The sequence below is a fragment of the Brachybacterium sillae genome, assembly GCF_025028335.1.
Lineage (GTDB): Bacteria > Actinomycetota > Actinomycetes > Actinomycetales > Dermabacteraceae > Brachybacterium > Brachybacterium sillae.
In genome coordinates this window covers 2,207,203-2,232,019 of sequence record NZ_JAFEUW010000001.1, presented here as the reverse complement: position 1 = coordinate 2,232,019, position 24,817 = coordinate 2,207,203, and the positions used below count along the sequence as shown (strand labels likewise).

The following is a 24,817-nucleotide window of genomic DNA, read 5'->3' as shown; positions in this document are numbered from 1 at the left end:
CCCCGTGTCGGGCCTGTCATCCGGGTCGCCCGGGGTGACGGTCGCTGCGGGTCAGCGGCCGGTCAACTGCCAGGCGTCCTCGCTGTCCTCGTCGACATCATCCTGGTCGTAATAGTCGGTGGCGGGCTCGACGTCGTCGTGCGCCAGCGGATCGTCACCGTACCGGTCCGCATCCTCCGGGGCGACACCCTCCTCCGCGTCGGCGGCGGGTTCGGGCTCCTCCCCGCGCAGGCGGGCCAGGGCGGTGCCGAGGTCATCCGGATGCACCAGCACGTCACGCGCCTTCGACCCCTCGGAGGGCCCGACGATCTCGCGGGACTCCAGCAGGTCCATCAGGCGGCCGGCCTTGGCGAAGCCCACGCGCAGTTTGCGCTGCAACATCGAGGTGGATCCGAACTGCGTGGTGATCACCAGCTCCGCCGCCTGCAGCAGGACGTCGAGATCGTCGCCGATGTCGTCGTCGATGTGCTTCTGGGTGGCGGGGGCGGTGACGTCCTCGCGGTAGTTCGGACGCATCTGCGTCTTCACGTGGTCGACGACCTTGTGGATCTCCGACTCGTTGACCCAGGCGCCCTGGATGCGCATCGGCTTGGCCTTGCCCATCGGGTGGAAGAGGGCATCACCCTGGCCGATGAGCTTCTCCGCCCCGGGCGAGTCGAGGATCACGCGGGAATCCTGCAGCGAGGAGGTGGCGAAGGCGAGGCGACTGGGAACGTTCGCCTTGATGATGCCGGTGACGACATCCACCGACGGCCGCTGCGTGGCGAGGACCAGGTGGATGCCGGCGGCACGCGCCAGCTGGGTGATGCGCTGGATCGACGCCTCGACATCCCGCGGGGCGACCATCATGAGGTCGGCGAGCTCGTCGACCACGACCAGCAGGTACGGGTAGGGGGCGATCTTCCGCTCGCTGCCCGGCGGAGGCGTCACCTCGCCGGCGCGCACGGCCTTGTTGAAGTCGTCGATGTGCTTGAACCCGAAGGCGGCGAGGTCGTCGTATCGGGCGTCCATCTCCTTGACCACCCATTCGAGGGCCTCGGCGGCCTTCTTCGGGTTGGTGATGATCGGGGTGATCAGGTGCGGGATGCCCTCGTAGATGGTGAGCTCCACCCGCTTCGGATCCACCAGCACCATGCGCACCTCCTCCGGGGTGGCACGCATGAGGATGGAGGTGATCATCGAGTTCACGAAGCTCGACTTGCCGGCGCCGGTGGCACCGGCGACCAGCAGGTGCGGCATCTTCGCGAGGTTCGCGATCACGTAACCGCCCTCGACGTCCTTGCCCACGCCCATCACCATCGGGTGCTCATTGCCGCGGGCCACGGAGCTGCGCAGCACGTCGCCCAGGGCCACGGTCTCGCGGTCGGTGTTGGGGATCTCGATGCCGATGGCCTTCTTGCCGGGGATCGGCGAGAGGATCCGGACGTCGGCGCTGGCTACCGCGTAGGCGATGTTCTTGTCGAGGGCGGTGACCTTCTCGACCTTGGTACCCGGCGCGAGCTCCACCTCGTAGCGGGTGACGGTCGGGCCGCGGGTGAATCCGACGATCTCCGCGTTCACCCCGAACTGCTCGAACACCTCCCCCAGTGCCTCGACGACCCGATCATTGGCCTCCGACCGGGTGCGGTGCGGCGGCCCCTCCAGCAGGAACGACGAATCCGGCAGGGTGTAGACGATGTCCCCGGCGAGCTCCAGCTGTTCCCCGGCGCGGGGCAGGTCGCCCATCGGCGGGGCCACCAGCTCGGTCTCCGGGGTGCTCTCCCGCTCGGTCCCGCGCTGCGGGGCCGACTCCCCCGGAGCCACGGCCCGCGATCCGGTGCCGCGAGCGTCCCCGGAGCCCGTGCTCCGGGAAACCCCGGTGCGACCGGCACCGAGGGCGGTGGCGGCGGGCTCCCCGGCGGGCAGGGCCTCGGTGGCGGCGGGGAAGGTCTTGGCGCGGCCGTTCTCCTCGGCGACGACGTCGAACACCTCGGTGGGGTCGTGCGGGGTCCCGCGCTGCGGCCCCTCGTCCTGCCCATGCGGGGCGGCCGGACGGCGAGAGCCCTCGGAGCGGGCGGCGCCACCGCGGCGGCCTCGACCCCGGCCCGTGCGGCCGTGCCCGCCGTCCTCGTCATCCTCGACGACGGCACCGTCGAAGGCCCCGTCACCGGCGTATCCGAAACTGTCGTGATCACGGGAGGTGTCGTCCTGCGGGTCCTCCTCGCGGCGGCGCTTGCGCGGACGCGGGGTCCGCAGCGGCCGGGTGGCCTGCTCCTCGGCGGAGCCCTCGGCGTCGCCGGAGCGTCCCGCGGGTCGGCGTCGCGGTGTCAGGCCGAACTGCTCTCGCTCGGCGTTCTCCTCCTCCCCGTCACCGACGAGCCGGTCGTACACCTCCCGCAGACGCCGCGGCAGCTGCTGCACCGGCGTGGCGGTGAGCACCAGCACCGCGAACAACGCCACCAGCGCGTACACGGCGATCACCAGCGGTCCGGGGATCAGCGCCACCAGCGGCGCCGCCGCCAGATAACCGAGCACCCCGCCGCCGCGGGCGAGGGCGTCGACACCGTCGGCGGGGGCGGGCAGGCGGGCGATCACGGAGGCGATCGCGGCGAGCGCCGTCACCAGCAGGGCGATGCCGGCGGCGATCCGCACGTTCGCGCGTTCCAGGTCGGGGCGGCGGAACATCCGCAGGCTCCACCCGAACAGCAGCAGCGGCAGCACCACGGAGACCACTCCGAAGGTGCCGGCGGCGACCGTGTGGACAGCACCGAACATCCGGCCGCCCACATGCCACCACTCCGGGATCGCCACCAGCACCGCCAGCAGCAGCAGGAACAGGGCGTAGCCGTCGCGGCGGTGCTCATCGGCGACCGTCCAGCGGGTCACGCCGACGCCGCGCACGAACCCGCCGACGGCGCGCGCCAGGCCCAGGTAGACCGAGCGCACCGCGCGCACAGGCAGGGGCAGCGTCGACGGATCGTGCGCCCCGTCACCGATCCGCGTGGATCCGGAGGCGGAGGTGCGGGACGAGCCCTTCGACGCACGAACGGGGGAAGACGTACGTGTCGCCATGATCCCAATCTATCCCGCGTCCTCCCCTCGTCGGCGGAGGCGCGGGGCGCGGGACCGGCTCAGACCTCGACGACCACCGGCATGATCATCGGGCGGCGGCGCAGGCGCTGCGAGGCATAGCGACCGACGACGCGCCGCATGACCTGCTGCAACTGGTAGGTGTCGCGTCGATCGGCCTGGTCGGCGACGGCCTTCTCCAACGCGGCGACGATATCCGGGCGGAGCTTCTCGAACACGGAGTCGTCCTCGGCGACACCGCGGGCGTGGATCTCCGGCCCGGCGATGAGGGCGCCGGTCTCGGAGTTCACCACCGCGAAGATCGAGATGAAGCCCTCGTCCCCGAGCACACGCCGGTCCTTGAGGTCGGCCTCGGAGATCTCCCCGACGCTGGAGCCGTCCACGTACACGTATCCGTTGGGGATCTCCCCCACCACGCGGGCCTCACCGTCGCGCAGGTCGACGACCTGGCCGTCGCGGGCCAGGACGATCCGCTCGGCGGGGATGCCGGTGGACTGCGCCACGCGACCGTTGGCGATGAGGTGGCGGATCTCGCCGTGCACCGGCATGACGTTCTTCGGCCGCACGATGTTGTAGCAGTACAGCAGCTCCCCGGCGCTCGCATGACCGGAGGTGTGGACCTTCGCGTTGCCCTTGTGGATCACCTCGGCGCCGAGCGCCATCAGCCCGTTGACCACCCGGAACACGGCGTTCTCGTTGCCGGGGATGAGGGAGCTGGCGAGGATCACGACGTCCCCGGGGCCGACGCTGACGCGGTGGTCGCGGTTGGCGATGCGGCCGAGGGCGGCCATCGGCTCCCCCTGGCTGCCGGTGCACATGAGCACCATGCGGTCGTCGGGGATGTCGTTGATCTGCTTGACGTCGATGAGCACGCCGTCGGGCACGTGCAGGTACCCCATCTCCGCGGCGATGCCCATGTTGCGGACCATGGAACGGCCGACGAAGGCGACCTTCCGGTCGTGGCGCGCGGCGGCGTCGAGCACCTGCTGCACGCGGTGGACGTGGCTGGAGAACGACGCCACCACGATCTTCTGCCGTGCACGGCCGAAGATCGCATCGATCACCGGGCCGATCTCCTGCTCACCGGTGGTGAAACCGGGGACCTCCGCGTTGGTGGAGTCGACCATGAACAGGTCGACGCCCTTCTCGCCGAGGCGGGCGAAGGCGCGCAGGTCGGTGATGCGGCCGTCCAGCGGCAGCTGGTCCATCTTGAAGTCGCCGGTGTGCAGCACGCTGCCGGCGGGAGTCTCCACGTACACCGCGAGGGCGTCGGGGATGGAGTGGTTCACGGCGACGAACTCGCAGGCGAAGGGGCCGAACTGCTCGGTCTGCCCCTCTTTCACCGCCAGGGTGTAGGGGGTGATGCGGTGCTCTCGCAGCTTCGCCTCGACCAGAGCGAGGGTCAGCTGGCTGCCGACCAGCGGGATGTCGGGCTTGAGACGCAGCAGGTACGGCACGGCGCCGATGTGGTCCTCATGGCCGTGGGTCAGCACGATGGCGGCGACATCGCCCAGACGCTCGGCGATGTGGTCGAAATCCGGGAGGATCAGATCGACACCGGGCTGCGACTCCTCGGGGAACAGCACGCCGCAGTCGATGACGAGCAGCCGCCCGCCGTATTCGAGCACGGACATGTTGCGGCCGACGTCGCCGAGGCCGCCCAGCGGGATGACCCGCAGGGCGTCCTTCTTGAGTTTCGGCGGCTGGTTCAGGCGGTCGGTGAAGACAGTGGTCAACGGGTCCCCTCAGTGGGATGGGTGGGATCGATGTCGGCCTCGGCGGCCAGGGCGCGCTCCAGGCGCTCCAGGACGTCGCGCTCGGCGGGCACCAGCGGCAGGCGGACCGCGGCATGCGAGAGCACCCCGCGCTGGACCAGGGCATGCTTGGCGACGACCGCGCCGGGCGCGTGCGCCATGATCGCGTCGACCACCGGGGCCAGACGACGGTGCAGGTCACGGGCGGTGTCGAGGTCCCCGGCGGCGACGGCGTCGATCAAGCGACGGTGCAGACGCCCGGTGACGTGACCGACGACCGACACCACACCGCAGGCGCCGATCGCGAGCCACGGCAGGTTCAGGGCGTCCTCCCCGGAGTAGTACGCCAGGCCGGTCGCGGCCATCACGGCGGTAGCCTCGGCGAGGTCCGCCTTGGCGTCCTTCACGGCGACGATGCGGGGGTGCTCGGCGAGCCGCTGCAGGGTGTCGGCGGTCAGCGGCATCCCGGAGCGGCCCGGGATGTCGTACAGCATGAGCGGCAGATCGGTGGCGTCGGCGACAGCGGTCGTGTGCGCGATGACACCGGCCTGCCCGGGCTTGGAGTAGTACGGGGTGACGACCAGCAGTCCGTCGATGCCGAGGCCGGCGTGGGCGCGCGCCAGATCGATGCTGTGGCGGGTGTCGTTGGTGCCCACCCCGGCGACGATCCGGGCACGGCCCCCGATGGCCTCGACCACGGCCCGCACCGTCGCGAGCTTCTCCTCGTCGGAGGTGGTCGGCGACTCCCCGGTGGTGCCGTTGACGACGACCAGGTCGTGCCCGTTGTCCACCAGGTGCTCGGCGACCCGCGCGGCGGCCTCGAGGTCCACGGCGGAGCCGTCGGGGGTGAAGGGGGTGACCATGGCGGTGCCGACGGTGCCGAAGGGCGCGGTGGCGGGAAGACTCATGCGGGCTCCTGGGGGTGGAGGTGTGGGGCGGATGAGGAGCGGCTCACGGGGCGACGCGGCCGCCGTCCTCGAAGGCCTGGTGGGTCAGCGGCATCGCCTCCGCGAAGAGGGCCTCCATCTTCTCGGCGACCATCTCGATCTCCCGCTGCGGGAACGACGGGAAGCGGGACGACTCCCGGCTGGTGCGCAGGGAGAGGAAGTTCATCAGGGAACGGGCGTTGACCGTGACGTACATCGAGGAGAACAGGTTCAGCGGCAGCACGGACCGGGCGACCTCCCGGGCGACCCCCGCCTCGAGCATCCGCCGATAGGCGGCGTAGGCGCTCGCGGACTGCTCGCGCACCTGCTGGTCGACCAGTTCGTATTGCTCGTCGCTGCCGGGCTGGAACTGGTAGGCGCCGGGCTTGCCGACCTGCACCAGGTTCCGCTCGCGCGCCGGCACGAAGAACACCGGCCGCATCTCGCGGTACCGGCCGGACTCCTCGTTGTAGGAGGCGATGCGGTGGCGCATGAACTCACGGAAGACGAAGATCGGCGCCTCGACGTAGAAGGTGAACGAGTTGTGCTCGAAGGGGCTGCCGTGGCGGTCCCGCATGAGGTACCGGATGAGCCCGGCGTCGCGCTCGGAGGCGTCCTGCCCCGCGGCCGCGAGGGACTGCTCTCCGACGGTGGAGACACGCGCGGCGAAGACGACGTCGCCGTCCCGGGCGGCGGACCGGACCAGTTCCACGGTCACGTCGGACCGGAACACGATGTCGTTCATGCACCCAGACTAGTGCAGGCGATCGTCCCCGGACCGGTGCGACCGGCCGGGATCCACGACCTGTCGGTGCTCCTCACCGAAGCAGTCGTAGGTGGTCGTCCTCGACGCTCACGCGCAGGCCCACGAGGGAGTCGATCACCGCATCGGCCCCCGGCGCGAGGGCCTCGGCCGGGGTGGTGGTGGTGATGGCGAGGGTGCGGCAGCCGGCACCGCGGCCCGCCTCGAGCCCGCCGACGGAGTCCTCCACCACCAGGCAGTGCTCGGGAGCGATGCCGACCGCGGCGGCACCGCGCAGGTACGGCTCCGGGTCGGGTTTGCCGCGGTGCACCTCGTCGGCGGTGATCAACCCGTCGGGGACGGGCAGGCCCGTGCGGGCCCACCGGGCCGCGAAGAGTCGCTGCGTGCAGGAGGTGACGATGGTCCAGGTGGGGCGATCGAGGTCCCGCGCTGCGGCATCGAGTGCGGCGAGGAGGTCCTCCGTGCCGGGCAGGGCGTGGACCTCGTCGACGTCGGCGACCTCGAGATCCTCGATGCGGGTGAAGGCCCACTGCATCTCGGCGTCGTCCATGTCGGGGAACACCCGCCGCAGCACGCCCCGGGCGGGGGTGCCGTGGAAGCGATGGTCGAAGCGCTCGGCGCTTCCGAGTTCCTGGAACAGTCGGTTCCACGACCGCACCACCGCATCCCCGGAGTCGACGAGGGTGCCGTCCATGTCGAGCAGCAGAGCGGCGGCGGTGAGGTCGAGGGCTCCGGAGACAGACGTCATGGCGCCTACGCTCTCACGTCGTGGGGGTGGCCCGCGCATCGGGCGGCCCGACGGGCGCCGGACGCGAATCCCTAGCATGGGGGCGTGTCCCCCGCCGTGCCGCCCCGCTCCGCCACCTCATCCCCCGCCGGGCATGATGCGGCCGACGAGGCCGACGAGGCAGTCACCTCCCGCTCCGGCGTCGCGGGCGGGGGGAACGCGGATGCCTCGCAGCAGGAGGGCCTGCGGGCGATCCGGCACCGCGGACTGTCCGTCGGTCTCGCGACGGGCCTGTACGGCATCTCCTTCGGTGCCCTCGCCACCGCCTCCGGTCTGGACCTCGCGCAGGCCATGGTGTTGTCGATGGTGATGTTCACCGGTGGCGGACAGTTCGCCTTCGCCGGGGTGGTCGGCGCTGGCGGGTCGGAGGTCGGCGCGGTGGTGGCGACGCTGCTGCTGGGTCTGCGCAACACCGTCTACGGGGTGGTGATGTCCCGGGTGATGCCCCGCCGCCCGGCGCTGCGGGCACTCGCCGCGCAGCTGACGATCGACGAGTCCACCGCCACCGCTCTCAGTGGCCGCACCCCCCGGGAGCAGCGGGCCGGGTTCTGGGCCGCCGGGGTGGCGGTCTGGGTGTTCTGGGCGCTGTTCTCCCTGCTCGGGGCCCTCGCGGGGCAGGCGATCGCGGATCCCGCTGCCTGGGGTCTGGATGCCGCAGCGGCGGCCGCGTTCCTCGCGCTCCTCTGGCCGCGACTCGTCTCCCGTGACGCCGTGGCGGTGGCGGTGGCCGCCGCGTTCGTGGCGCTGCTGGTGACGCCGATGCTGCCCGCAGGCCTTCCCGTGCTTGCCGCCGGTGGGGCCGGGGTCGCCGCCGGGCTGCTGCTGGGCCGCCGCGCCACCGGGTCCCGGTCTGCGACGGAGGGGGCGGCATGAGTGCGCTGTGGGTGGCGGTGATCGTGGTGTCGGTGGCGTCGTTCCTGCAGAAGTGGATCGGCTATCAGGTGCCCGCCTCTCTGCTGGAGCGCCCGGTGGTCGCGCGGATCACGACGTTGCTGCCGCTGGCGCTGCTGGGGGCACTGGTGGCGGTGCAGACCGCCACGGCGGGGCCGCTGGTGGTGGCGGATGCCCGGCTGCTCGCCCTGGCGGTCGCGGCGGTTCTTCTGTGGCGCCGGGCGCCGTTCCTGGTGGTGGTGATCACCGCGGCCCTGACCGCCGCGGCTGCCTGGGCCCTCGGGCTGGGCTGAACCGCGGGTCACGCGGCGGTCAGCGGCGTGCCGTGCGCTCGAGCGCGATGGCGCGGCGCATGGCCTCGCGGGCGTGGCGACGGTCCCCCAGATCGTCGTAGGCGCGGGCCAGCCGCACCCAGTCCGGCCAGGTGGCGTCGGGCCCCGCGGCGACCTCCCGCGCCCGGTCGAACTCCTGTCGGGCGAGCTCCTGACGCTGCGGCCGCGGCAGATCGTGCCGCAGACCGCCCCGACCGGCCGCATGATCCACCGGCACCGCCGCCACCAGATGCGCGGAGGCGAGCCCGAACCGCACCTCCCGCCATGTCACCCACACGCTCAGCAGCAGGAACAGCAGGGTCGCGAGGGCGAGGCCCCCTCCGACCACTCCCCCGGCGCGCCAGAACCCCCAGGCGATCCAGCCGAGGCCCCAGCAGTAGGCGGCGGTGACGAGGACCAGACCCGCCACCAGCAGGGTGCCGCGCACCTCAGCCGAGGTCCATGTACTGATCGAGGCCGATGGTCAATCCCGGCCAGGAGCCGACCTCCCGCACCCCCAGCAGCACCCCGGGCATGAAGCTCACCCGGTCGAAGGAGTCGTGGCGCAGGGTGAACTGCTCACCCTCCCCGCCGAAGACGACCTCCTCGTGGGCGGTGAGACCCCGCAGCCGCACCGCATGCACGTGAATGCCGTCGAGCACGGCACCCCGGGCACCTTCCGGGTCCTGCCGGGTGGCGTCGGGCACCGGCCCGAGCCCGGCCTCCGCCCGACCGCGGGCGATCGCGGCGGCGGTGTGCCGGGCGGTGCCGGAGGGGGCGTCGAGCTTGTCGGGGTGATGCAGTTCGATGATCTCGGCGCTCTCGTAGTAGCGGGCGGCGATCTCCGCGAAGCGCATCGCCAGCACCGCACCGATGGCGAAGTTCGGCGCGATCAGCACTCCCACCTGCGGGTGGTCCTCGAGGGCGGTGCTGACCTGCTGCAGCCGCTCCTCGGTCCATCCGGTGGTGCCGACGACGACGTGGATGTCGTGGTCGATCGCCCAGAGCACGTTGTCGAGGGCGGCGTCCGGCACGGTGAGGTCCACCGCCACCTGGGCGTCGGCCTCGGTGAGGGCGGAGAGGTCATCCCCGTGGCCGATGCGCGCGACGAGGTCGAGATCCTCAGCGGTCTCGATCGCCCGGCAGGCGGCACTGCCCATGCGGCCGCGGGCGCCGAGCACGGCCACCCGCAGCGGGCTGCCACCGGCGGTTCCGGGTTCCTGGTCCTCAGCGGGGCGGGGGGCGGAGAGGCTGTCGGTCATGGGGATCCTTTCTAACGCGGAGGCCTCAGCGGGCCTCGGGGTCCGTCGCCTGCGGGCCGACGTCCACCCGGGTGGTGAAACGGCCGGCGAGGCGCTCGGCAAGCTCCTGCACCTGGTCACGCGTGACCGCGGCGATCGCGGCGATGGTCTCATCGACGGTGGAGTAGCGGCCGTGGACCAGTTCGGCGGTGCCGAGGCGGCCCATGCGGGAACTGGTGTCCTCCAGGCCCAGTGCCAGCGATCCGGTGATCTGCCCCAGGGCGCGGCGCATCTCCGCCTCGGTGACCCCGTGCCGGCCCATCTGGGCGAGTCCCTCACCGAGCAGCTCCACCACCTGGGCGGTGCTCTTGGGGCGACAGGCGGCGTACATGCCGAACAGGCCGCTCTCCCGGTACCCGGCGGTGAAGGAGTAGACGCTGTATGCCAGGCCCCGCTCCTCCCGCACATGCTGGAACAGGCGCGAGCTCATGCCGCCGCCGAGGATCGACATCAGCACCCCGAGGGCGTGGCGGTCCTCGCTGGTGGCCGGCAGACCCGGCCCACCGAGGTAGATGTGCGTCTGCTCGGTGTCGCGGTGCAGCACGTGCGCGGTGAGCTCGGTGACGTCGGCCAGGCCGTGCGGCTGGGCGGGGCGGGTCAGCGGATGCGCCGCGGGCAGGCGGCCCTCCTCCAGCTCCCACCCACCGGCGCGCAACCCCTCCAGCAGCATCGCGCGCAGCTGCTCGTGGTCGACGTCGCCGACGGCGGTCACGACGAGGTTGTCGGGCCGGTAGTGGCGCTCGTAGTGGGCGCGCACGTCCTCGGCGGTGAGGGCGGAGACCGTCGCGGGGGTGCCGCCGACGGGCCGCCCCAGGGGGGTGTCGGGGCCGAGCACCCGCGCCAGGAACGTCTCGTAGCCGACATCGGTGGGGTCGTCCTCCGCCATCGCCAGCTCCTCCAGGATGACCTCGCGTTCGGTGGCGAGGTGCTCTGCCGTGAGGGTGGAGGAGGTGACCATGTCGGTGAGGACGTCGACGGCGAGCGGTACGTCGGCGCTGCGCACCCGGCCGTAGTAGAAGGTGTGCTCCTTGGCCGTGACCGCGTTGGACTCCCCGCCGATCTCATCGAAGACGGTGGCGATGTCCAGGGCCGTGCGCCGCTGCGTCCCCTTGAACAGCAGATGCTCCAACACATGGGTGCTGCCGGCATGCTCGGGCGCCTCATCGCGTGATCCCACCGGCAGCCACAGTCCGATGCTGGCGCTGCGCACGGAGTCGTCGGTCTCGGTCAGCAGCCGCACGCCGCCGGGGAGAACACTGCGCCGCACCACGTGGGCGCCATCGGCGGACAGCACCACGTCACTGCGGGGGTCATCGAAGGGAAGGTCGCGAGGCATCGGTCGATTCTCCCACGACGCCGCCCCGCCCCGGGATTCCGGGACGGGGCGGCGTGCGATGTGGTGCGCGGGCGGTCACCGCGGAGGCGACTGCCCGGGGAGGGTCACTCCGCGGTGGGGGCGTCGTCCTCGACCGAGGCGGCCGTTGCGGTCTCCCCTGCCGGGGTCTCCGCGGCGGCGGACTCGTCCTCCGGCACGGCCAGGCTGATCTTGCCGCGGGCGTCGATCTCGCGGATCTCGACCTCGACCTTCTGGCCGACGGACACGACGTCGTCGACCTTCTCCACGCGCTTGCCGCCGTTGAGCTTGCGCAGCTGCGTCACGTGAAGCAGGCCGTCCTTGCCCGGGGTGAGGGAGACGAACGTCCCGAAGTCCACGACCCGCACGACGGTGCCGAGGTAGCGCTCGCCGACCTCCGGCACCATCGGGTTGGCGATGGCGTTGATCGCGCTGCGGGCGGCCTCGGCGGCGGGACCGTCGGTGGCGCCGATGTACACGGTGCCGTCGTCCTCAATGGTGATGTCGGCGCCGGTGTCGTCCTGGATCTGGTTGATGATCTGCCCCTTCGGGCCGATGACCGCACCGATCTTGTCAACCGGGATCGTCACGGCCAGGACGCGCGGGGCGTTCGGGCTCATCTCATCCGGGGTGTCGATCGCCTCGGCGAGGACGCCGAGGATGTGCAGCCGGGCCTCACGGGCCTGGGACAGCGCGCCGGCCAGCACCGAGGCGGGGATGCCGTCGAGCTTGGTGTCGAGCTGGATGGCGGTGACGAAGTCCTTGGTGCCGGCGACCTTGAAGTCCATGTCGCCGAAGGCGTCCTCGGCCCCGAGGATGTCGGTCAGGGCGGCGTACTTGGTCTCGCCGTCGACGGTGTCGGACACCAGACCCATGGCGATGCCCGCCACCGGCGCCTTCAGCGGCACACCGGCGTTGAGCAGCGACAGGGTGGAGGCGCAGACCGAGCCCATCGAGGTCGAGCCGTTGGACCCGAGGGCCTCGGAGACCTGACGGATCGCGTACGGGAACTCCTCGCGGCTGGGCAGCACCGGCACGATGGCGCGCTCGGCGAGCATGCCGTGGCCGATCTCGCGGCGCTTCGGGGAGCCGACGCGGCCGGTCTCACCGGTGGAGTACGGCGGGAAGTTGTAGTGGTGGATGTAGCGCTTCTTGTCGATCGGCGTGAGCGAATCGATCTGCTGCTCCATCTTCAGCATGTTCAGCGTGGTGACACCCAGGATCTGGGTCTCGCCGCGCTCGAACAGCGCCGAGCCGTGCACGCGCGGCAGCACCTCGACCTCGGCGGCCAGCTGACGGATGTCGCGCAGTCCGCGGCCGTCGATGCGGGTGCCCTCGGTGAGGATCCGCTGGCGCACGACCTTCTTGGTCAGAGCGCGGAACGCCCCGGTGATCTCCTTCTCACGGCCCTCGAGGGCCTTGCCCTCGCCGCCGAGCTCCTCGGTGACCGCGGCCAGCAGCTCCTCGGTCGAGGTCTCCCGCTCCTGCTTGCCGGCGATGCGCATGACCTCGGCGAGCCGGTCCGTGGCGGCACCCGCGACGATGTCGTAGGCGTCGTCCTGGTAGTCCAGGAACAGCGGGAACTCGCGCACCGGCTTGGCGGCCTTCGCGGCCAGCTCCTGCTGGGCCTCGCAGAGGCTGCGGATGAAGACCTTGGCGGCCTCCAGACCCTCGGCGACGACCTCCTCCGTCGGGGCGATCGCACCCTGCTCGGTGATCAGCGTCCAGGCGTGGTCGGTGGCCTCGGCCTCGACCATCATGATCGCGACGTCGTCACCGACGATGCGGCCGGCCACGACCATCGAGAACACGGCCTCCTCCAGCTGGGAGAAGGTCGGGAAGGCGACCCACTGGCCACCCTCGGCGGTCGGCATCAGGGCGATGCGCACGCCGCCGATCGGGCCGGAGAAGGGCAGGCCGGAGATCTGGGTGGAGGCGGAGGCGCCGTTGATGCCGACGACGTCGTAGGCATCGTCCGGGTTGACGGCCATCACCGTCAGCACGACCTGGACCTCGTTGCGCAGGCCCTTCACGAAGGCCGGGCGCAGGGGGCGGTCGGTGAGGCGGGCGGCGAGAATCGCGTCGGTGGTGGGGCGGCCCTCGCGGCGGAAGAACGAGCCGGGGATGCGGCCGGCGGCGTACATCCGCTCCTCGACATCCACGGTGAGGGGGAAGAAGTCGAACTGGTCCTTCGGGCGGTTCGACACCGCGGTGGCCGAGAAGACCATGGTGTCGTCGTCCAGGTAGACGCTGACCGCTCCGGCGGCCTGCTGGGCGAGACGACCCGTCTCGAAGCGGACCTCGCGGCGGCCGAAGGAGCCGTTGTCGATGACGGCGGTGGTGGCGGTGATCTCAGGGCCTTCCATGGCCATAAGGGTTCTCCTGTCAGGTGGGGTGGGTGCCCCGGTCCTGCACGGCCATCGCCAGTGGCTCTCGGAGCGCGGGGCTCCGCGGGTCACTGCCGAGGACCGGGCCCGATCCGGGGCGGGACGTGAGGTGGACGGCCGGACGGTCGCCCACACACAACCGCCGCCCGCCCCGAGGGGCGAGCGGCGGACGGGTTCAGCGGCGCAGACCCAGACGCTGGATCAGCGAGCGGTACCGCTCGATGTCGACCTGCTGAAGGTACTTCAGGTGACGCTTCCGCTGGCCGACCAGCAGCATCAGGCCGCGGCGGCTGTGGTGGTCATGCTTGTGGGTCTTGAGGTGCTCGGTGAGGTACTTGATGCGGTGCGTGAGCAGCGCGACCTGCACCTCCGGGGAGCCGGTGTCGCCCTCGGACGTCCCGAACTCCTTGATGATGTCCTGCTTGGTCGCGGAATCGAAGGCCACTGGCTCTCCTCATTCTGTCGTTGCGCGGCGCACCGGGGCCTGTTCACCCGGGCTCTCTCTGCGAGCCACCCCCGAACGAGGGCATGGCTCTCCGCGGCCGATCACACGGCCTTTCCAACCTACCAGGAGGGAGCGCCGGCCCGGGAGGCCCGCTCGGCCAGGGTGCGGCGGGTCACAGCCACGTCCTCGTGCATCTGTTCCACCAGTGCCTCCATCCCGTCGAAGCACAGGGTCGGGCGCTGATAGGCGATGAACTCCAGGCGCACGAGGTCGCCGTAGAGCTCGAGGTCGAGGTCGTCGAGCACATGCGCCTCGACCATCCGCGGGGCGGGATCGTCGGGGTTCTCCCGGAAGGTGGGGTTGGTGCCGATGGAGACGGTGCAGGCGCGGCGCTCCAGCGGCGGATGGGCCGCGGCGTTCGACGGGTGCTGCTCCAGCACCGTGAGGTAGGCGGCATAGACGCCGTCAGCGGGGACGAGACCCTCCGGGGCCGGGCCGAGGTTCGCGGTGGGGAAACCCATGGTGCGACCGCGACGGAAGCCACCGCGGACGGTGTCGGTCACCCGATGGGGCCGGCCCAACAGCTCCTCAGCACGCGCCACGTCTCCGCTGAGCAGTGCCTCGCGGATGATCGACGATGACACGCGGCCGTCGCAGTGGGCAGGGCCGACATCCTCCACCAGGAGCGCGTCGAAACCATGGCGCCGCCCGAGCTCCTGCATCATGTCGAAGCCGCCCTCGTTCCCCCGACCGAACCGCGTGTCACGTCCCAGCACGACGGCGCGGGCGCCGAGCCCCTCCACCAGGAACCGGAGGACGAACTCCTCGGCCGAGTGCTGCGCGAACTCCCACGTGAAGGGGAGGTCGAGGACGCCCTCCGCTCCGTTCTCCAGCAGCAGCCGGTCGCGTTCCGCATAGGAGGTGAGGAGCGGCGGGTCTCCGGGGGTGCCCATGACGTGGCGCGGATGCGGATGGAAGGTGACGGCCACGGGCCGCAGACCGCGCTCACGGGCGGCGCGTGCGAGAAGACCCAAGACCTCCTGGTGGCCTCGGTGGACGCCGTCGTAGTTGCCGATCGCCACCGCCGTGCCGCCCAGATCCGCGGGCACCTCGGGCACGCTGTGCCAGATCGGGGCAGGGGTCACCAGGGCGGGTTCCTTCCGGGAGGACATGGGGCCCCAGGGCATGGGGCGCAGTCACTGTAGCGCCCGCGGGTGGGCGGTGCCTGCGCGGCGGCCGGGAGATTGCGATGCGTTCCACGGCGCGGCCCCCTCACACCCGCGATGGTTCTCCGGTACCCTGCCAGAACCGCAGCGGCCATGGGAGAACGTCTCCCCGCACGCGCCACCCCCCGGCGCGCGTCCGGTCGCAGGAAGACCGGAGAGCATGTCGAACCTGAGTTCGGCGGGCCCCCTCCACGGCCCGTCCCCCGTGCACCGCGGTCGAGGCAAGCGCCTCGCCCTGGTGATCGCCGCGATCCTCGCCGTCCTCGCCCTGTCCCTGACGGGTGGCGCCTTCGCCTACGCCCAGAAGTTCAGCGGCCGCGCTCTGCCAGGCACCACCGTGCTGGGTCAGGACGTGTCGGGAAAGAGCGGTGAGGAGATCGCCGCCCTCGTGGACCGCACCGCCAAGGACGTCACCGTCACCGTGGACGCCGGTGGGACCGAACGTCAGGCCACGCTGGCCGACCTCGGTGTGACCGTCGACCCGACCGCGACCGCGGCCACCGCGGTGAACCACGACGGCTCCGTGCGCGAGGTCGTCGGCGCGACGTGGCGCGGTGAGCGTGTCGTCACCCCCGTGGTCTCGGTGGACGAGAAGGTCACCGCCGCCTATGCCTCCGGTCTGGTGCCGGAGGACCGCACCCGCCCGGTCGACGCCGCCGTCGTGTACGACGAGGAGACCGAGTCCTGGTCGGTGACCCCGGGCCGCGCCGGCCAGGGCGTGGACCCGTCCGCGTTCGTCGCCGCGGTGCGCGCCCAGGCCCCGGCACTGCAGGACTTCTCCGTGACGCAGGAGATCGCCGAGATCGCCCCGCGCATCACCGACGAGGAGGCCACCGCCATCGCCGACAAGGCCAACACCCTGCTGGAGCAGGAGATGGCCATCACGGGGCCCGACGGATCCACCCACCGCATCTCCAAGGACCGCCGCGCCGAATGGGTCTCCATCGCCCCGAACGCCGCCGGTGACGCGCTCGACATGACCGTGGACAAGGAGGCCGTGGCCGCCTGGGTGAAGGAACGCGCCGCCAAGGACACCGTGAAGCCGAAGGACGGCATCGAGCAGGTCGACGCCAACGGCAAGGTCGTCTCCGTCGTGGCGGAGAAGAAGGACGGCCGCGAGATCACCAACTCCGCCGCGGTCACCGACAAGGTCGTGGCGTCCCTGACCGGCGCCACCCCGCTGGAGGCGGCGTTCGAGGCGAAGACCCTCCCCGCGAAGGTGACGCAGGCGGCCGCACCGACCCCGACCCCGGCGCCGAGCCCCAGCCCGTCGGCGAGCCCGTCGGCCTCCCCCTCGCCGTCCGCATCTCCGAAGGCCTCCCCCTCGGAGACGCCCTCCGCTCCGGCGGAGACCGGTGGCGAGAAGTGGATCGACATCAATCTGACGACCAACACGATCACCGCCTACGAGGGGTCGAAGATCGTCTACGGGCCGCGGCTGATGGTCGATGGCGGCACCGGGCACGAGACCGTCGAGGGTTCGTTCGAGATCTACCTGCGCTACACGAAGCAGGACATGACCAACGCGTCCCGTTACGCGGAGGATGACCCGCGGTACTACTACACGCCGGACGTCCCCTACGTGCAGTACTTCAAGGGCGGCTACGGCATCCACGGCGCCCCGTGGCGCAAGACCTTCGGGCCGAGCGTGCCCGAGGCCAAGGGCTCCCACGGCTGCATCAACCTGCCGGTGTCGGACGCCAAGTGGTTCTACGAGTGGGCCTCCAAGGGCACCCGGGTGGAGTCGCACCGCTGACACCCGGCCCCGCGCCGGAGTCCCACACCCGGGTGAGGGCGCGGCACCGCTGGAGCGCCCTCCTCCCCACCTGCTCACCGCACTGAGTGACGACGCGCCCCTCCCCTCGTCGGGAGGGGCGCGTCGCGCTGTCCACCCACTCCACCCGAGCTTTCACCGCAGCCCGCCCTCGAACAGGACGACAACGGCGGGATCCAGGCCCCATCACGCCCCTCCCTCCCGCTCGACGAAGAGGACCCCACCGAGGTCGGCGTGGGATGCCCCGGAGCGACCGAGAGGGGCACGCATCGGGGCCCCATCCGTCAGCTGCGCGCGGGCTCCGGGACCACGAGCACAGGCCGGAAGCGCCGGCCGCGCTCCCGGGAGATGATCGCGACGAGACGGCCGTGGGTATCCACCGCCGCAACGGTGTCGCCCGTGGTCTCGTCGGCACCGGATCGCATCCCGTCTGCTTCCTCCCGCGGCGTGATGCTGCCTCGCTCGACCCCACGCACCTCGATCCGCTGACCGGTGCCGAGGGCTGCTGCCTGCTCCTCGCTCACGCTGAGCCCGGGCAGCACGCGGGTGGCGACCGCTCCCAACCCCAGGAGGGGCAGCGTGGACGGGTCAGGGTCCCCCTCGCCTCGGGCCGGGATGTGCGCGCCCTCCTCCACGGGGAAGGGGCCGACGCGGGTGCGGCGCAGCGCCGTGAGGTGTCCTCCCACGCCCAGGGCGGTTCCGAGGTCGCGGGCAATGGCGCGCACATACGTCCCGGAGGAGCAGGTGACGCGCACGTCGAGGTCGACGAACGGAGCAGCGTCGCGGCGCTCCAGCACCGTGAGCTCGCTGATCCGCACGGGCCGCGCAGCCAGCTGCACGTCCTCCCCGGCGCGGACGCGGGCGTACGCGCGCTGCCCGTCGATCTTGATGGCGCTGACGGTGGAGGGCACCTGCTGCACGTCTCCGCGCAGCGGCGCCAGCGCCGCCTCGAGGGTCTCGGCGCTCAGGTCTGTCACCGGCAGCACGGGCCCGAGAGGTTCACCCTCCCGGTCGTCGGTGGTGGTGGCCTGTCCCAGACGGATCGTGGCGAGGTAGGTCTTGTCGAGGCCCACCAGGTGGGTCAGCAGCCGGGTGCCCTGCCCGACCCCCAGCACCAGCACGCCCGTGGCCATGGGGTCGAGGGTTCCGGCGTGGCCGACCTTACGGGTGCCCAGCAGCCACCGCACCCGCGCGACGACGTCGTGGCTGGTGCGGTCGGGAGCCTTGTCGACCAGCAGCACCCCGTGGGGGCCGGCCGTGGGATCGGGTCGGCTCACCGGCCGCCGCGGGAGGGATCGTCGCCCTCGATGGCGTCGCCGTCGAGTTCCTCGTCGCCGTCGATGTCCTCGACGTCCTCGAGGTCCTCCTCATCGCGGGGGCGGCGGTACGGGTCGGCGTCCCCGGCGTAGCGGGCGCCCTCCTGCTGCCGGGCGAGTTCCGCGTCGCGGTGACGGGCCTCCACCAGCAGGTCCTCGATGGTGCGGGCACTCTCCGGCAGAGCGTCGGGAATGAACTCGAGGGTCGGGGTGAGGCGGACACCGGTCTGACGCCCGACCTCACTGCGCAGCATCCCCGTGGCGCTCTTCAGCGCGGCGGCGGTGCCCTCCCGCTCCTCATCGCTGCCGAAGACGGTGTAAAACACGGTGGCGTGCTGGAGATCGCCGCTGACCCGGACGTCGGTGATGGTCACGAAGCCGAGCCGCGGGTCCTTCACGCGGGTGTCGAGCTGCGTCGCGACGATCTGCTGGATGCGATCGGCGAGGCGGCGGGCGCGGGGGTTGTCGCTCATGCGAAGTCCTTCCAGGGGAATCCGGGCTCGGGATCCTGACGGCCCAGCCTATCGGGCCGACGCGGCAGGCTGGTCCGCCTGTCGCTGGTCCGCCTGTCGCTGGTCCGCCTGCAGCTGGTCCGCGAGCGCTGCGAGCCGCTCCCCCTCCGGGTGGTCGGCGGGTACGGCCAGCACGACATCCCGGTCGATGGACCGGTCGACGCGGTGGCGGAAGTCGTCACCGGTGGGCAGTACCCGGAATCCGGCGTCGGTGAGCACCTCGGCGGCCCGGGCGGGTGGGGTGCTGTGGCGGTTGATCGCCAGAGCCATCCCGGCGTCGCGGCGCAGGAGGCCGCGCCAGGCGGGAGCCGCGGCGGCCAGCAGGTCCAGCGGGGAGCGACGCCACACGCCGTCGGCGCGGCCGCCGTGCTGCACCCCGTACGGGAGGTCGGCGACGAGCGCGTCCACGGACCGGGCCGGCACCAGCGCGTCGAGGGCAGCGGTGTCGCAGCCGAGCACCGTGACGGTCTGCTCCTCGCCGCGGCGCTGCGCCGCGCGGTCGGTGGCGATCCGGACCTCGAGGCGGGTACCGAGGCGCTTGCGGGCGACGGTCAGAGCGCCGTGGTCGAGGTGGTGCGGCAGCCGCTGATCCTTCAGCCAGGTTCCGAGGAACACGCGGTACTGCTCGACGTCCTTGGCGTCGACCTCCGCCCCGAGGGGGCTCAGACCCAGGCGCAGCGCCCGGTTGAGGGTGGTGCCGCGCCCGCACAGGGGGTCGAGCAGACGCAGGGTGCCGTCGAGCAGCCCGGATCGGTGGCCGCTGAGGGCCGCGGCGAGAGCGATCAGCAGGGCGGTGAACTGCTCGTTCGTCTTGCCGGGGTATTTCAGGGTGGTCTCCAGCGCACTGGGGTGGCGCAGGCTCCAGGCGGGCTCGAGGGGTTCGAGCAGCTCGCGCTCGGCGTTCCCGGCGCCGACCGGGTGCGGCAGGAAGACCCCCTGCACGGCCGAGGTGGCGGGCAGCAGCTGCAGCACCTGGTCGCGCGGGGCGGGGGTCTCCACCGTCATCAGCTCCAGACCCGCCCGGGGGGCGTCCCGGACGAGGACAGGCTGGCCGAGGTGGGCACCGAGCACCCACCGCAGCTCGGCGGTGACCAGCGGCCCGGCGGTGTCGGCGTACACCCGGTTCGTCGACGGCGCCCGCAACACCCGCAGGGAGGTGCCACCGGGGCCACCGACGGGGCTGCTGTCGGCCGGGGTCGGGCCCCCTCTCGCGGGACGGTCCGCGGTCATATCAGGTTCCTCCGGGTCGGGCCGCTCGGGATCGCGCTCTTCCGGGGCGGACGCACCACCCGGACCGTGCCCGATGCGGTGACCGGGCGCGCGGACCGGCGGGGGCCTGCGCGCAGGCCCCCACCGGAGCGGTCACTTGGTGGTGACGCGCGGCTTCTCCCGCATCTCGTAGGTGGTGATGAGGTCCTCGACCTGGAGATCGTTGAACGACCCCAGGTTGATACCGCACTCGTAGCCCTCGCGGACCTCGGTGACGTCGTCCTTGAACCGCCGCAGACCGGCGATCTCGAGGTCCTCCGTGATGACCACACCGTTGCGGGTGATGCGGGCCTTCGCCCCACGGCGGATCTCGCCGCTGCGGACGATGGAGCCGGCGATGTTGCCGAACTTCGACGAACGGAAGATCTCGCGGATCTCCGCGGTGCCCAGCTCGGCCTCCTCGTACTCCGGCTTGAGCATGCCCTGCAGGGCCTGCTCCACCTCTTCGATGGCCCGGTATATCACCGAGTAGTACTTGATCTCGACGCCCTCGCGGTCGGCGTACTCGGCGTTCTGTCCCTCGGCACGCACGTTGAAACCGATGATCACGGCGTCCGAGGCGACGGCGAGGTTGATGTTGTTCATCGTGATCGCGCCGACGCCGCGGTCGATGATCCGCAGCTGGACGTCCTCGCCCACATCGATGCCGAGCAGCGCCTCCTCCAGGGCCTCCACCGAACCGGCGGCGTCGCCCTTGAGGATGAGGTTGAGGGTCTCGACCTTGCCCTCGGACATGGCCTTGTTGATGTCCTCGAGGCTGATGCGCTTGCGGGCCTTGGACAGGGCCGCGGCACGCTGCGCCGCCTCGCGCTTCTCGGCGATCTGCCGGGCGGTGCGCTCGTCCTGGGCGACCAGGAAGGAGTCGCCGGCCCCGGGCACGGAGGTCAGACCGAGCACCTGCACCGGACGCGACGGCCCGGCCTCGGTGACGTTCTCCCCGTGCTCGTCGAGCATGGCGCGCACACGACCGTGGCCGGTGCCGCAGACGATGGCGTCGCCCACGTGGAGTGTGCCCTGCTGCACCAGCACCGTGGCGACCGGGCCACGTCCGCGGTCCAGGTTCGCCTCGATGGCCACACCGCGCGCGTCCTTGTTCGGGTTCGCCCGCAGATCGAGGGCGGCGTCCGCCGTGAGCAGCACCGCCTCGAGCAGGCTGTCGATGTGCAGGTTCTCGCGGGCGGAGACGTCGACGAACATGGTGTCGCCGCCGTACTCCTCGGCGATCAGGTTGTACTCCGTCAGCTGCTGGCGGATCTTGTCGGGGTTCGCCTCGGGCTTGTCGATCTTGTTGACCGCCACGACGATCGGCACGTCGGCCGCCTGCGCGTGGTTCAGGGCCTCGATCGTCTGCGGCATCACGCCGTCATCCGCGGCGACCACGAGGATCGCGATGTCGGTGACCTGCGCACCACGGGCACGCATGGCGGTGAACGCCTCGTGACCCGGGGTGTCGATGAACGTAATGGCACGCTCTTCGCCCTCGTGGTCGACGCTCACCTGGTACGCACCGATGTGCTGGGTGATGCCGCCGGCCTCGCCTTCGACCACACGAGAGTGGCGGATGGCGTCGAGCAGGCGGGTCTTGCCGTGGTCGACGTGACCCATCACGGTGACGACCGGTGGACGCGGCAGGCGGTCCTCGTCGTCCTCGGCCTCCAGCTCGGCGTCGAGGTCGATGTCGAACTGCTCCAGCAGCTCGCGCTCCTCATCCTCCGGGGAGACGATCTCGATCCTGTAGCCGAGCTCCTCGCCGAGCAGCTGGAAGGTGTCCTCGTCGAGGGACTGGGTGGCCGTGGCCATCTCGCCCATGGCGAAGAGCACCGTGATCAACGACGCGGGGTTGACGTCGATGCGGTCGGCGAAATCGGTCAGCGAGGCACCGCGGCGCAGACGGATGACGGTGTTGCCGTCACCGCGCGGGATCTGCACACCACCCGGCGCCGGAGCCTGCATCTGCTCGAATTCCTGGCGCTTGGCGCGCTTCGACTTGCGCGAGCGGGCCGGCTTGCCACCGCGCCCGAAGGCACCCTGGGTGCTGCCGCGGCCACCGCGACCACCGCGGGGGCCACCCCCGGGGAAGCCACCGCCACCGCCGGGACCACCGCCGCTGCGCGGGCCACCGCCACCACCGGGCCGACCGCCGCCGCGGCCGCCACCGGGGCGACCACCACCGGGACGGGCATCGGCCAGGCCACCCTGGGCATGCTGACGCATGATCCCGGGCGTGGGCATGCCGGGGCGCGCACCGGGAAGGGGACCACCGGGACGGGGCGCACCATCACGCTGCTGCGGACGCGGACCTCCGGCGCCGGCACCGTCACGCTGCTGCGGACGCGGACCTCCGGCGCCGGCACCGTCACGCTGCTGCGGACGCGGGCCACCGGGCCGCGGCATCCCCTGGCTGGACGCGAAGGGATTGTTGCCGGGGCGGGGCGCCCCACTGCGCTGCTGCGGACGCGGGCCACCGGGCCGCGGCATCCCCTGGCTGGACGCGAAGGGGTTGTTACCGGGGCGGGCACCGCCGGGACGCGGGGCCGACTTCTCCTCCCCGCCGCGACCGGCGGACGGCGAGGTCCGACCACCGGGCTTCGGGGCACCCGGGGTGGGGGAACCACCGCGACCCGAGGACTCCTCGGAGGCGGGGGCTGCCGGCTGCTTGGCCGCAGCGCCGGGGGTGGGGGCACCGGGCTTGGAGGCGCCGGGCTTCGCGGCACCGGGCTTGGGGGCGGCCGGCGAGGCCGCACCGGGCGTCGGGGCACCGGGCTTCGTGGTGTCACCGCGCTGCGGGGCATCGCTCGCGGACGCGCCGACGGCGGGCTTGGCGGGGGATGCCTCGGGCTGCGGGGCCTTCGCGGCGGCATCAGCAGTGCCGCCGGGGGTGGCACCGGGCTTGGGGGCGCCGGGGCGGGCACCGCCGGTGGGCTTCGCCGCACCGGGCTTCGCCGCACCGGGCTTGGCGGGCGCGGCATCACCGGAGCCGCCGTCACCGGCGGCGGGGAACTGCTCCCGCAGACGTCGGGCGACGGGCGCCTCGATGGTCGACGAGGCCGACCGCACGAATTCGCCCATGTCCTGCAGCTTCTGCAGAACGATCTTGCTGGGCTGTCCGAGCTCCTTCGCGAGCTCGTGGACGCGGACCTTTGCCACTTCTCTCCTGTCTCGGTCCGCGCGACAGGAGGGCGCGGACCATTAGCTCCAGTGGGTGCTCATGATCGAGTACTCATCGGATGTCCATTGCTTCGTCTCCACGCTTCCGAGTGGGTGAGGTGATCACGGACTCGAGGTCCCGGGCCAGATGCCCGGTGTCCACCGCGGACCGGAAGGACCGGGCCGCGGCTCCGCGCCGCAGGGCGCGATCGAGACACGTGGCGTCCGGGTGCAGCCACGCCCCTCGCCCCGGCGCCGACCCCGTGGGGTCGTGCCGCAGCTGCGGCGTGCCGCCGTCCGGGCTGTCGACCCGGACCAGACGCACCAGCTGCTCGCGCTCGGTGACCTGTCGGCAACCGATGCACGTCCGCTGCGGACCCGCGGCGGTGGAGCGATCACTCACTCCCCCACCTCCGATCCGAGCGGCCCCGGGACCGACGCGACGGCGGGATCGCCGACGGGCGGGCACGGGGGCACAGCCCACCCAGCATAGCCCGAGGCCGTGCGCAGGCGGGGTGCCGAGGTCAGAACCGGGTGACGGGCCTCACCGACGGGCGGGCCGGTCGCCCGTCCCGTCGCCGCTGGTCGCCCCGGACGGGTCGGCCGTCGCGACAGCCCGGCTCTCCTCACCCTCGGCGCGGATGTCGATCCGCCAGCCGGTGAGCTTCGCAGCCAACCGCACGTTCTGCCCCTCCTTGCCGATGGCCAGGGAGAACTGGTCGGCGGGCACGACCGCCCGGACGGTGCGGCCGACCTCGTCGATCACGACGACGCTGCTCACCGTCGCCGGGGACAGAGCGTTGCGGACGTACGCGGCGGGGTCCTCATCGAAGTCGACGATGTCGATCTTCTCCCCGTCGAGTTCGTTCATCACCGCCCGCACGCGGGCGCCCATCGGCCCGATGCAGGCGCCCTTGGCGTTGACGCCCGGGACGGTGGCGCGCACGGCCATCTTGGTGCGGTGACCCGACTCACGGGCGAGACCGGCGATCTCGACGGTCCCGTCGGCCACCTCCGGCACTTCGAGGGCGAACAGGCGCCGCACCAGGTTCGGGTGGGTGCGGGAGAGGGTGATCTGCGGTCCCTTGGGGCCGCGACGCACCTCGGTGACGTACGCGCGCAGGCGGCGGCCGTGGGAGTAGTCCTCCCCCGGCACACGCTCATGCGGCGGCAGCACAGCCTCAACGCTGCCGAGGTCCACGAGCACCAGGCGCGGGTCGCGGCCCTGCTGGATGACGCCGGAGACGACGTCGTCGGCACGGTCGGCGTACTCCCCGAGCACCGCATCGTCCTCGAGGGCGCGGATGCGCTGGAAGATCACCTGCCGGGCGGTGGCGGCGGCGACCCGACCGAAGTCCTCCGGGGTGTCGTCCCATTCCTCGACCTCGCCGTTCTCGTCGAGGGCGCGGGCGATGACGCTGACGGTGCCGGTGCGCTCGTCGATCCGCACCTCGGCGTCCTTCACCGGGTGATCCGTGTGCTGATACGCCACCAGCAGCGCCTGCCGGATCGCGTCGATGAGCACATCGATCCGGATCTCCCGCTCCTGCTCCAGGGCGCGCAGCGCCCGCATGTCGATGTCCAT

Annotated in this window: 20 protein-coding genes; 3 read left to right on the top strand and 17 right to left on the bottom strand. The window is 72.0% G+C overall.

The annotated features are described in order from the left end of the window. Nucleotides 1–51: 51 nt before the first annotated feature. From JSY14_RS10275 to JSY14_RS10255, 5 genes are all read right to left on the bottom strand, one after another. Entirely contained in the window at nt 52–3,051 is a 3,000-nt protein-coding gene (locus tag JSY14_RS10275; RefSeq protein ID WP_259558864.1) for an FtsK/SpoIIIE family DNA translocase, read from the bottom strand. A gap of 59 nt (nt 3,052–3,110) precedes the next feature. Continuing rightward, nucleotides 3,111–4,805: a ribonuclease J gene (locus JSY14_RS10270; protein ID WP_259558863.1), complete on the bottom strand. Its 1,695-nt coding sequence runs from the start codon at nt 4,803–4,805 to the stop codon at nt 3,111–3,113. Then, on the bottom strand, nt 4,802–5,731 hold the full coding sequence (gene dapA / locus JSY14_RS10265; RefSeq protein WP_259558862.1) for a 4-hydroxy-tetrahydrodipicolinate synthase: 930 nt from the start codon (nt 5,729–5,731) through the stop codon (nt 4,802–4,804). The genes JSY14_RS10270 and dapA overlap by 4 nt, the downstream gene beginning before the upstream one ends. A 43-nt stretch (nt 5,732–5,774) precedes the next feature. Next, nucleotides 5,775–6,494: an FAD-dependent thymidylate synthase gene (gene thyX, locus JSY14_RS10260; protein WP_259558861.1), complete on the bottom strand. Its 720-nt coding sequence runs from the start codon at nt 6,492–6,494 to the stop codon at nt 5,775–5,777. A gap of 73 nt (nt 6,495–6,567) precedes the next feature. Then, nucleotides 6,568–7,260 (bottom strand): HAD-IA family hydrolase, encoded by a 693-nt coding sequence (locus JSY14_RS10255; protein WP_259558860.1) that lies wholly within the window; start codon nt 7,258–7,260, stop codon nt 6,568–6,570. Nucleotides 7,261–7,344: 84 nt separating this feature from the next. Between JSY14_RS10255 and JSY14_RS10250 the strand changes: the two genes are divergently transcribed. Continuing rightward, a complete protein-coding gene (locus tag JSY14_RS10250; RefSeq protein ID WP_259558859.1) occupies nt 7,345–8,172 on the top strand; it encodes an AzlC family ABC transporter permease in 828 nt (275 codons plus the stop codon). Beyond that, nucleotides 8,169–8,483, top strand: coding sequence for an AzlD domain-containing protein (locus JSY14_RS10245; RefSeq protein WP_259558857.1), 315 nt, complete (start codon nt 8,169–8,171; stop codon nt 8,481–8,483). The genes JSY14_RS10250 and JSY14_RS10245 overlap by 4 nt, the downstream gene beginning before the upstream one ends. A 19-nt stretch (nt 8,484–8,502) precedes the next feature. Here JSY14_RS10245 and JSY14_RS10240 read toward each other — a convergent pair whose 3' ends face one another. From JSY14_RS10240 to JSY14_RS10215, 6 genes are all read right to left on the bottom strand, one after another. Then, entirely contained in the window at nt 8,503–8,949 is a 447-nt protein-coding gene (locus tag JSY14_RS10240) for a tetratricopeptide repeat protein (RefSeq protein ID WP_259558855.1), read from the bottom strand. Between the two features lies 1 nt (nt 8,950). Next, nucleotides 8,951–9,763 (bottom strand): 4-hydroxy-tetrahydrodipicolinate reductase, encoded by an 813-nt coding sequence (gene dapB / locus JSY14_RS10235; RefSeq protein ID WP_259558854.1) that lies wholly within the window; start codon nt 9,761–9,763, stop codon nt 8,951–8,953. Nucleotides 9,764–9,788: 25 nt separating this feature from the next. After that, nucleotides 9,789–11,138, bottom strand: coding sequence for a M16 family metallopeptidase (locus JSY14_RS10230; RefSeq protein WP_259558853.1), 1,350 nt, complete (start codon nt 11,136–11,138; stop codon nt 9,789–9,791). A gap of 104 nt (nt 11,139–11,242) precedes the next feature. Continuing rightward, entirely contained in the window at nt 11,243–13,522 is a 2,280-nt protein-coding gene (locus JSY14_RS10225; protein WP_259558851.1) for a polyribonucleotide nucleotidyltransferase, read from the bottom strand. A 196-nt stretch (nt 13,523–13,718) separates the two neighbouring features. Further along, nucleotides 13,719–13,988: a 30S ribosomal protein S15 gene (rpsO, locus tag JSY14_RS10220; RefSeq protein WP_259558850.1), complete on the bottom strand. Its 270-nt coding sequence runs from the start codon at nt 13,986–13,988 to the stop codon at nt 13,719–13,721. A 119-nt stretch (nt 13,989–14,107) separates the two neighbouring features. After that, nucleotides 14,108–15,160, bottom strand: a complete 1,053-nt coding sequence (locus JSY14_RS10215) for a bifunctional riboflavin kinase/FAD synthetase (protein ID WP_259558848.1) — start codon at nt 15,158–15,160, stop codon at nt 14,108–14,110. A gap of 214 nt (nt 15,161–15,374) precedes the next feature. Between JSY14_RS10215 and JSY14_RS10210 the strand changes: the two genes are divergently transcribed. Next, nucleotides 15,375–16,970 carry a L,D-transpeptidase family protein gene (locus JSY14_RS10210; protein ID WP_259558846.1) on the top strand — a complete coding sequence of 532 codons (1,596 nt, stop codon included), beginning with the start codon at nt 15,375–15,377 and terminating at the stop codon, nt 16,968–16,970. A 302-nt stretch (nt 16,971–17,272) separates the two neighbouring features. On the opposite strand, the gene truB is transcribed toward JSY14_RS10210, so the two are convergent. The 6 genes from truB to nusA form a co-directional block, all read right to left on the bottom strand. Next, the gene (gene truB, locus JSY14_RS10205; protein WP_259558845.1) at nt 17,273–18,265 is read right to left on the bottom strand and encodes a tRNA pseudouridine(55) synthase TruB; all 993 of its coding nucleotides are present in this window, start codon (nt 18,263–18,265) and stop codon (nt 17,273–17,275) included. Next, complete coding sequence (rbfA, locus tag JSY14_RS10200) at nt 18,262–18,777, bottom strand: 30S ribosome-binding factor RbfA (protein WP_259558843.1); 516 nt, start codon at nt 18,775–18,777, stop codon at nt 18,262–18,264. Before rbfA ends, truB begins: the two co-directional genes overlap by 4 nt. Nucleotides 18,778–18,825: 48 nt before the next feature. Next, the gene (locus tag JSY14_RS10195) at nt 18,826–20,046 is read right to left on the bottom strand and encodes a TRM11 family methyltransferase (protein WP_259558841.1); all 1,221 of its coding nucleotides are present in this window, start codon (nt 20,044–20,046) and stop codon (nt 18,826–18,828) included. Nucleotides 20,047–20,178: 132 nt separating this feature from the next. Beyond that, nucleotides 20,179–23,232 carry a translation initiation factor IF-2 gene (gene infB / locus JSY14_RS10190; protein WP_259558838.1) on the bottom strand — a complete coding sequence of 1,018 codons (3,054 nt, stop codon included), beginning with the start codon at nt 23,230–23,232 and terminating at the stop codon, nt 20,179–20,181. 73 nt (nt 23,233–23,305) lie between these two features. Beyond that, nucleotides 23,306–23,635 (bottom strand): YlxR family protein, encoded by a 330-nt coding sequence (locus JSY14_RS10185; RefSeq protein WP_259558835.1) that lies wholly within the window; start codon nt 23,633–23,635, stop codon nt 23,306–23,308. 141 nt (nt 23,636–23,776) lie between these two features. Continuing rightward, nucleotides 23,777–24,817, bottom strand: coding sequence for a transcription termination factor NusA (gene nusA, locus JSY14_RS10180; RefSeq protein WP_259558833.1), 1,041 nt, complete (start codon nt 24,815–24,817; stop codon nt 23,777–23,779).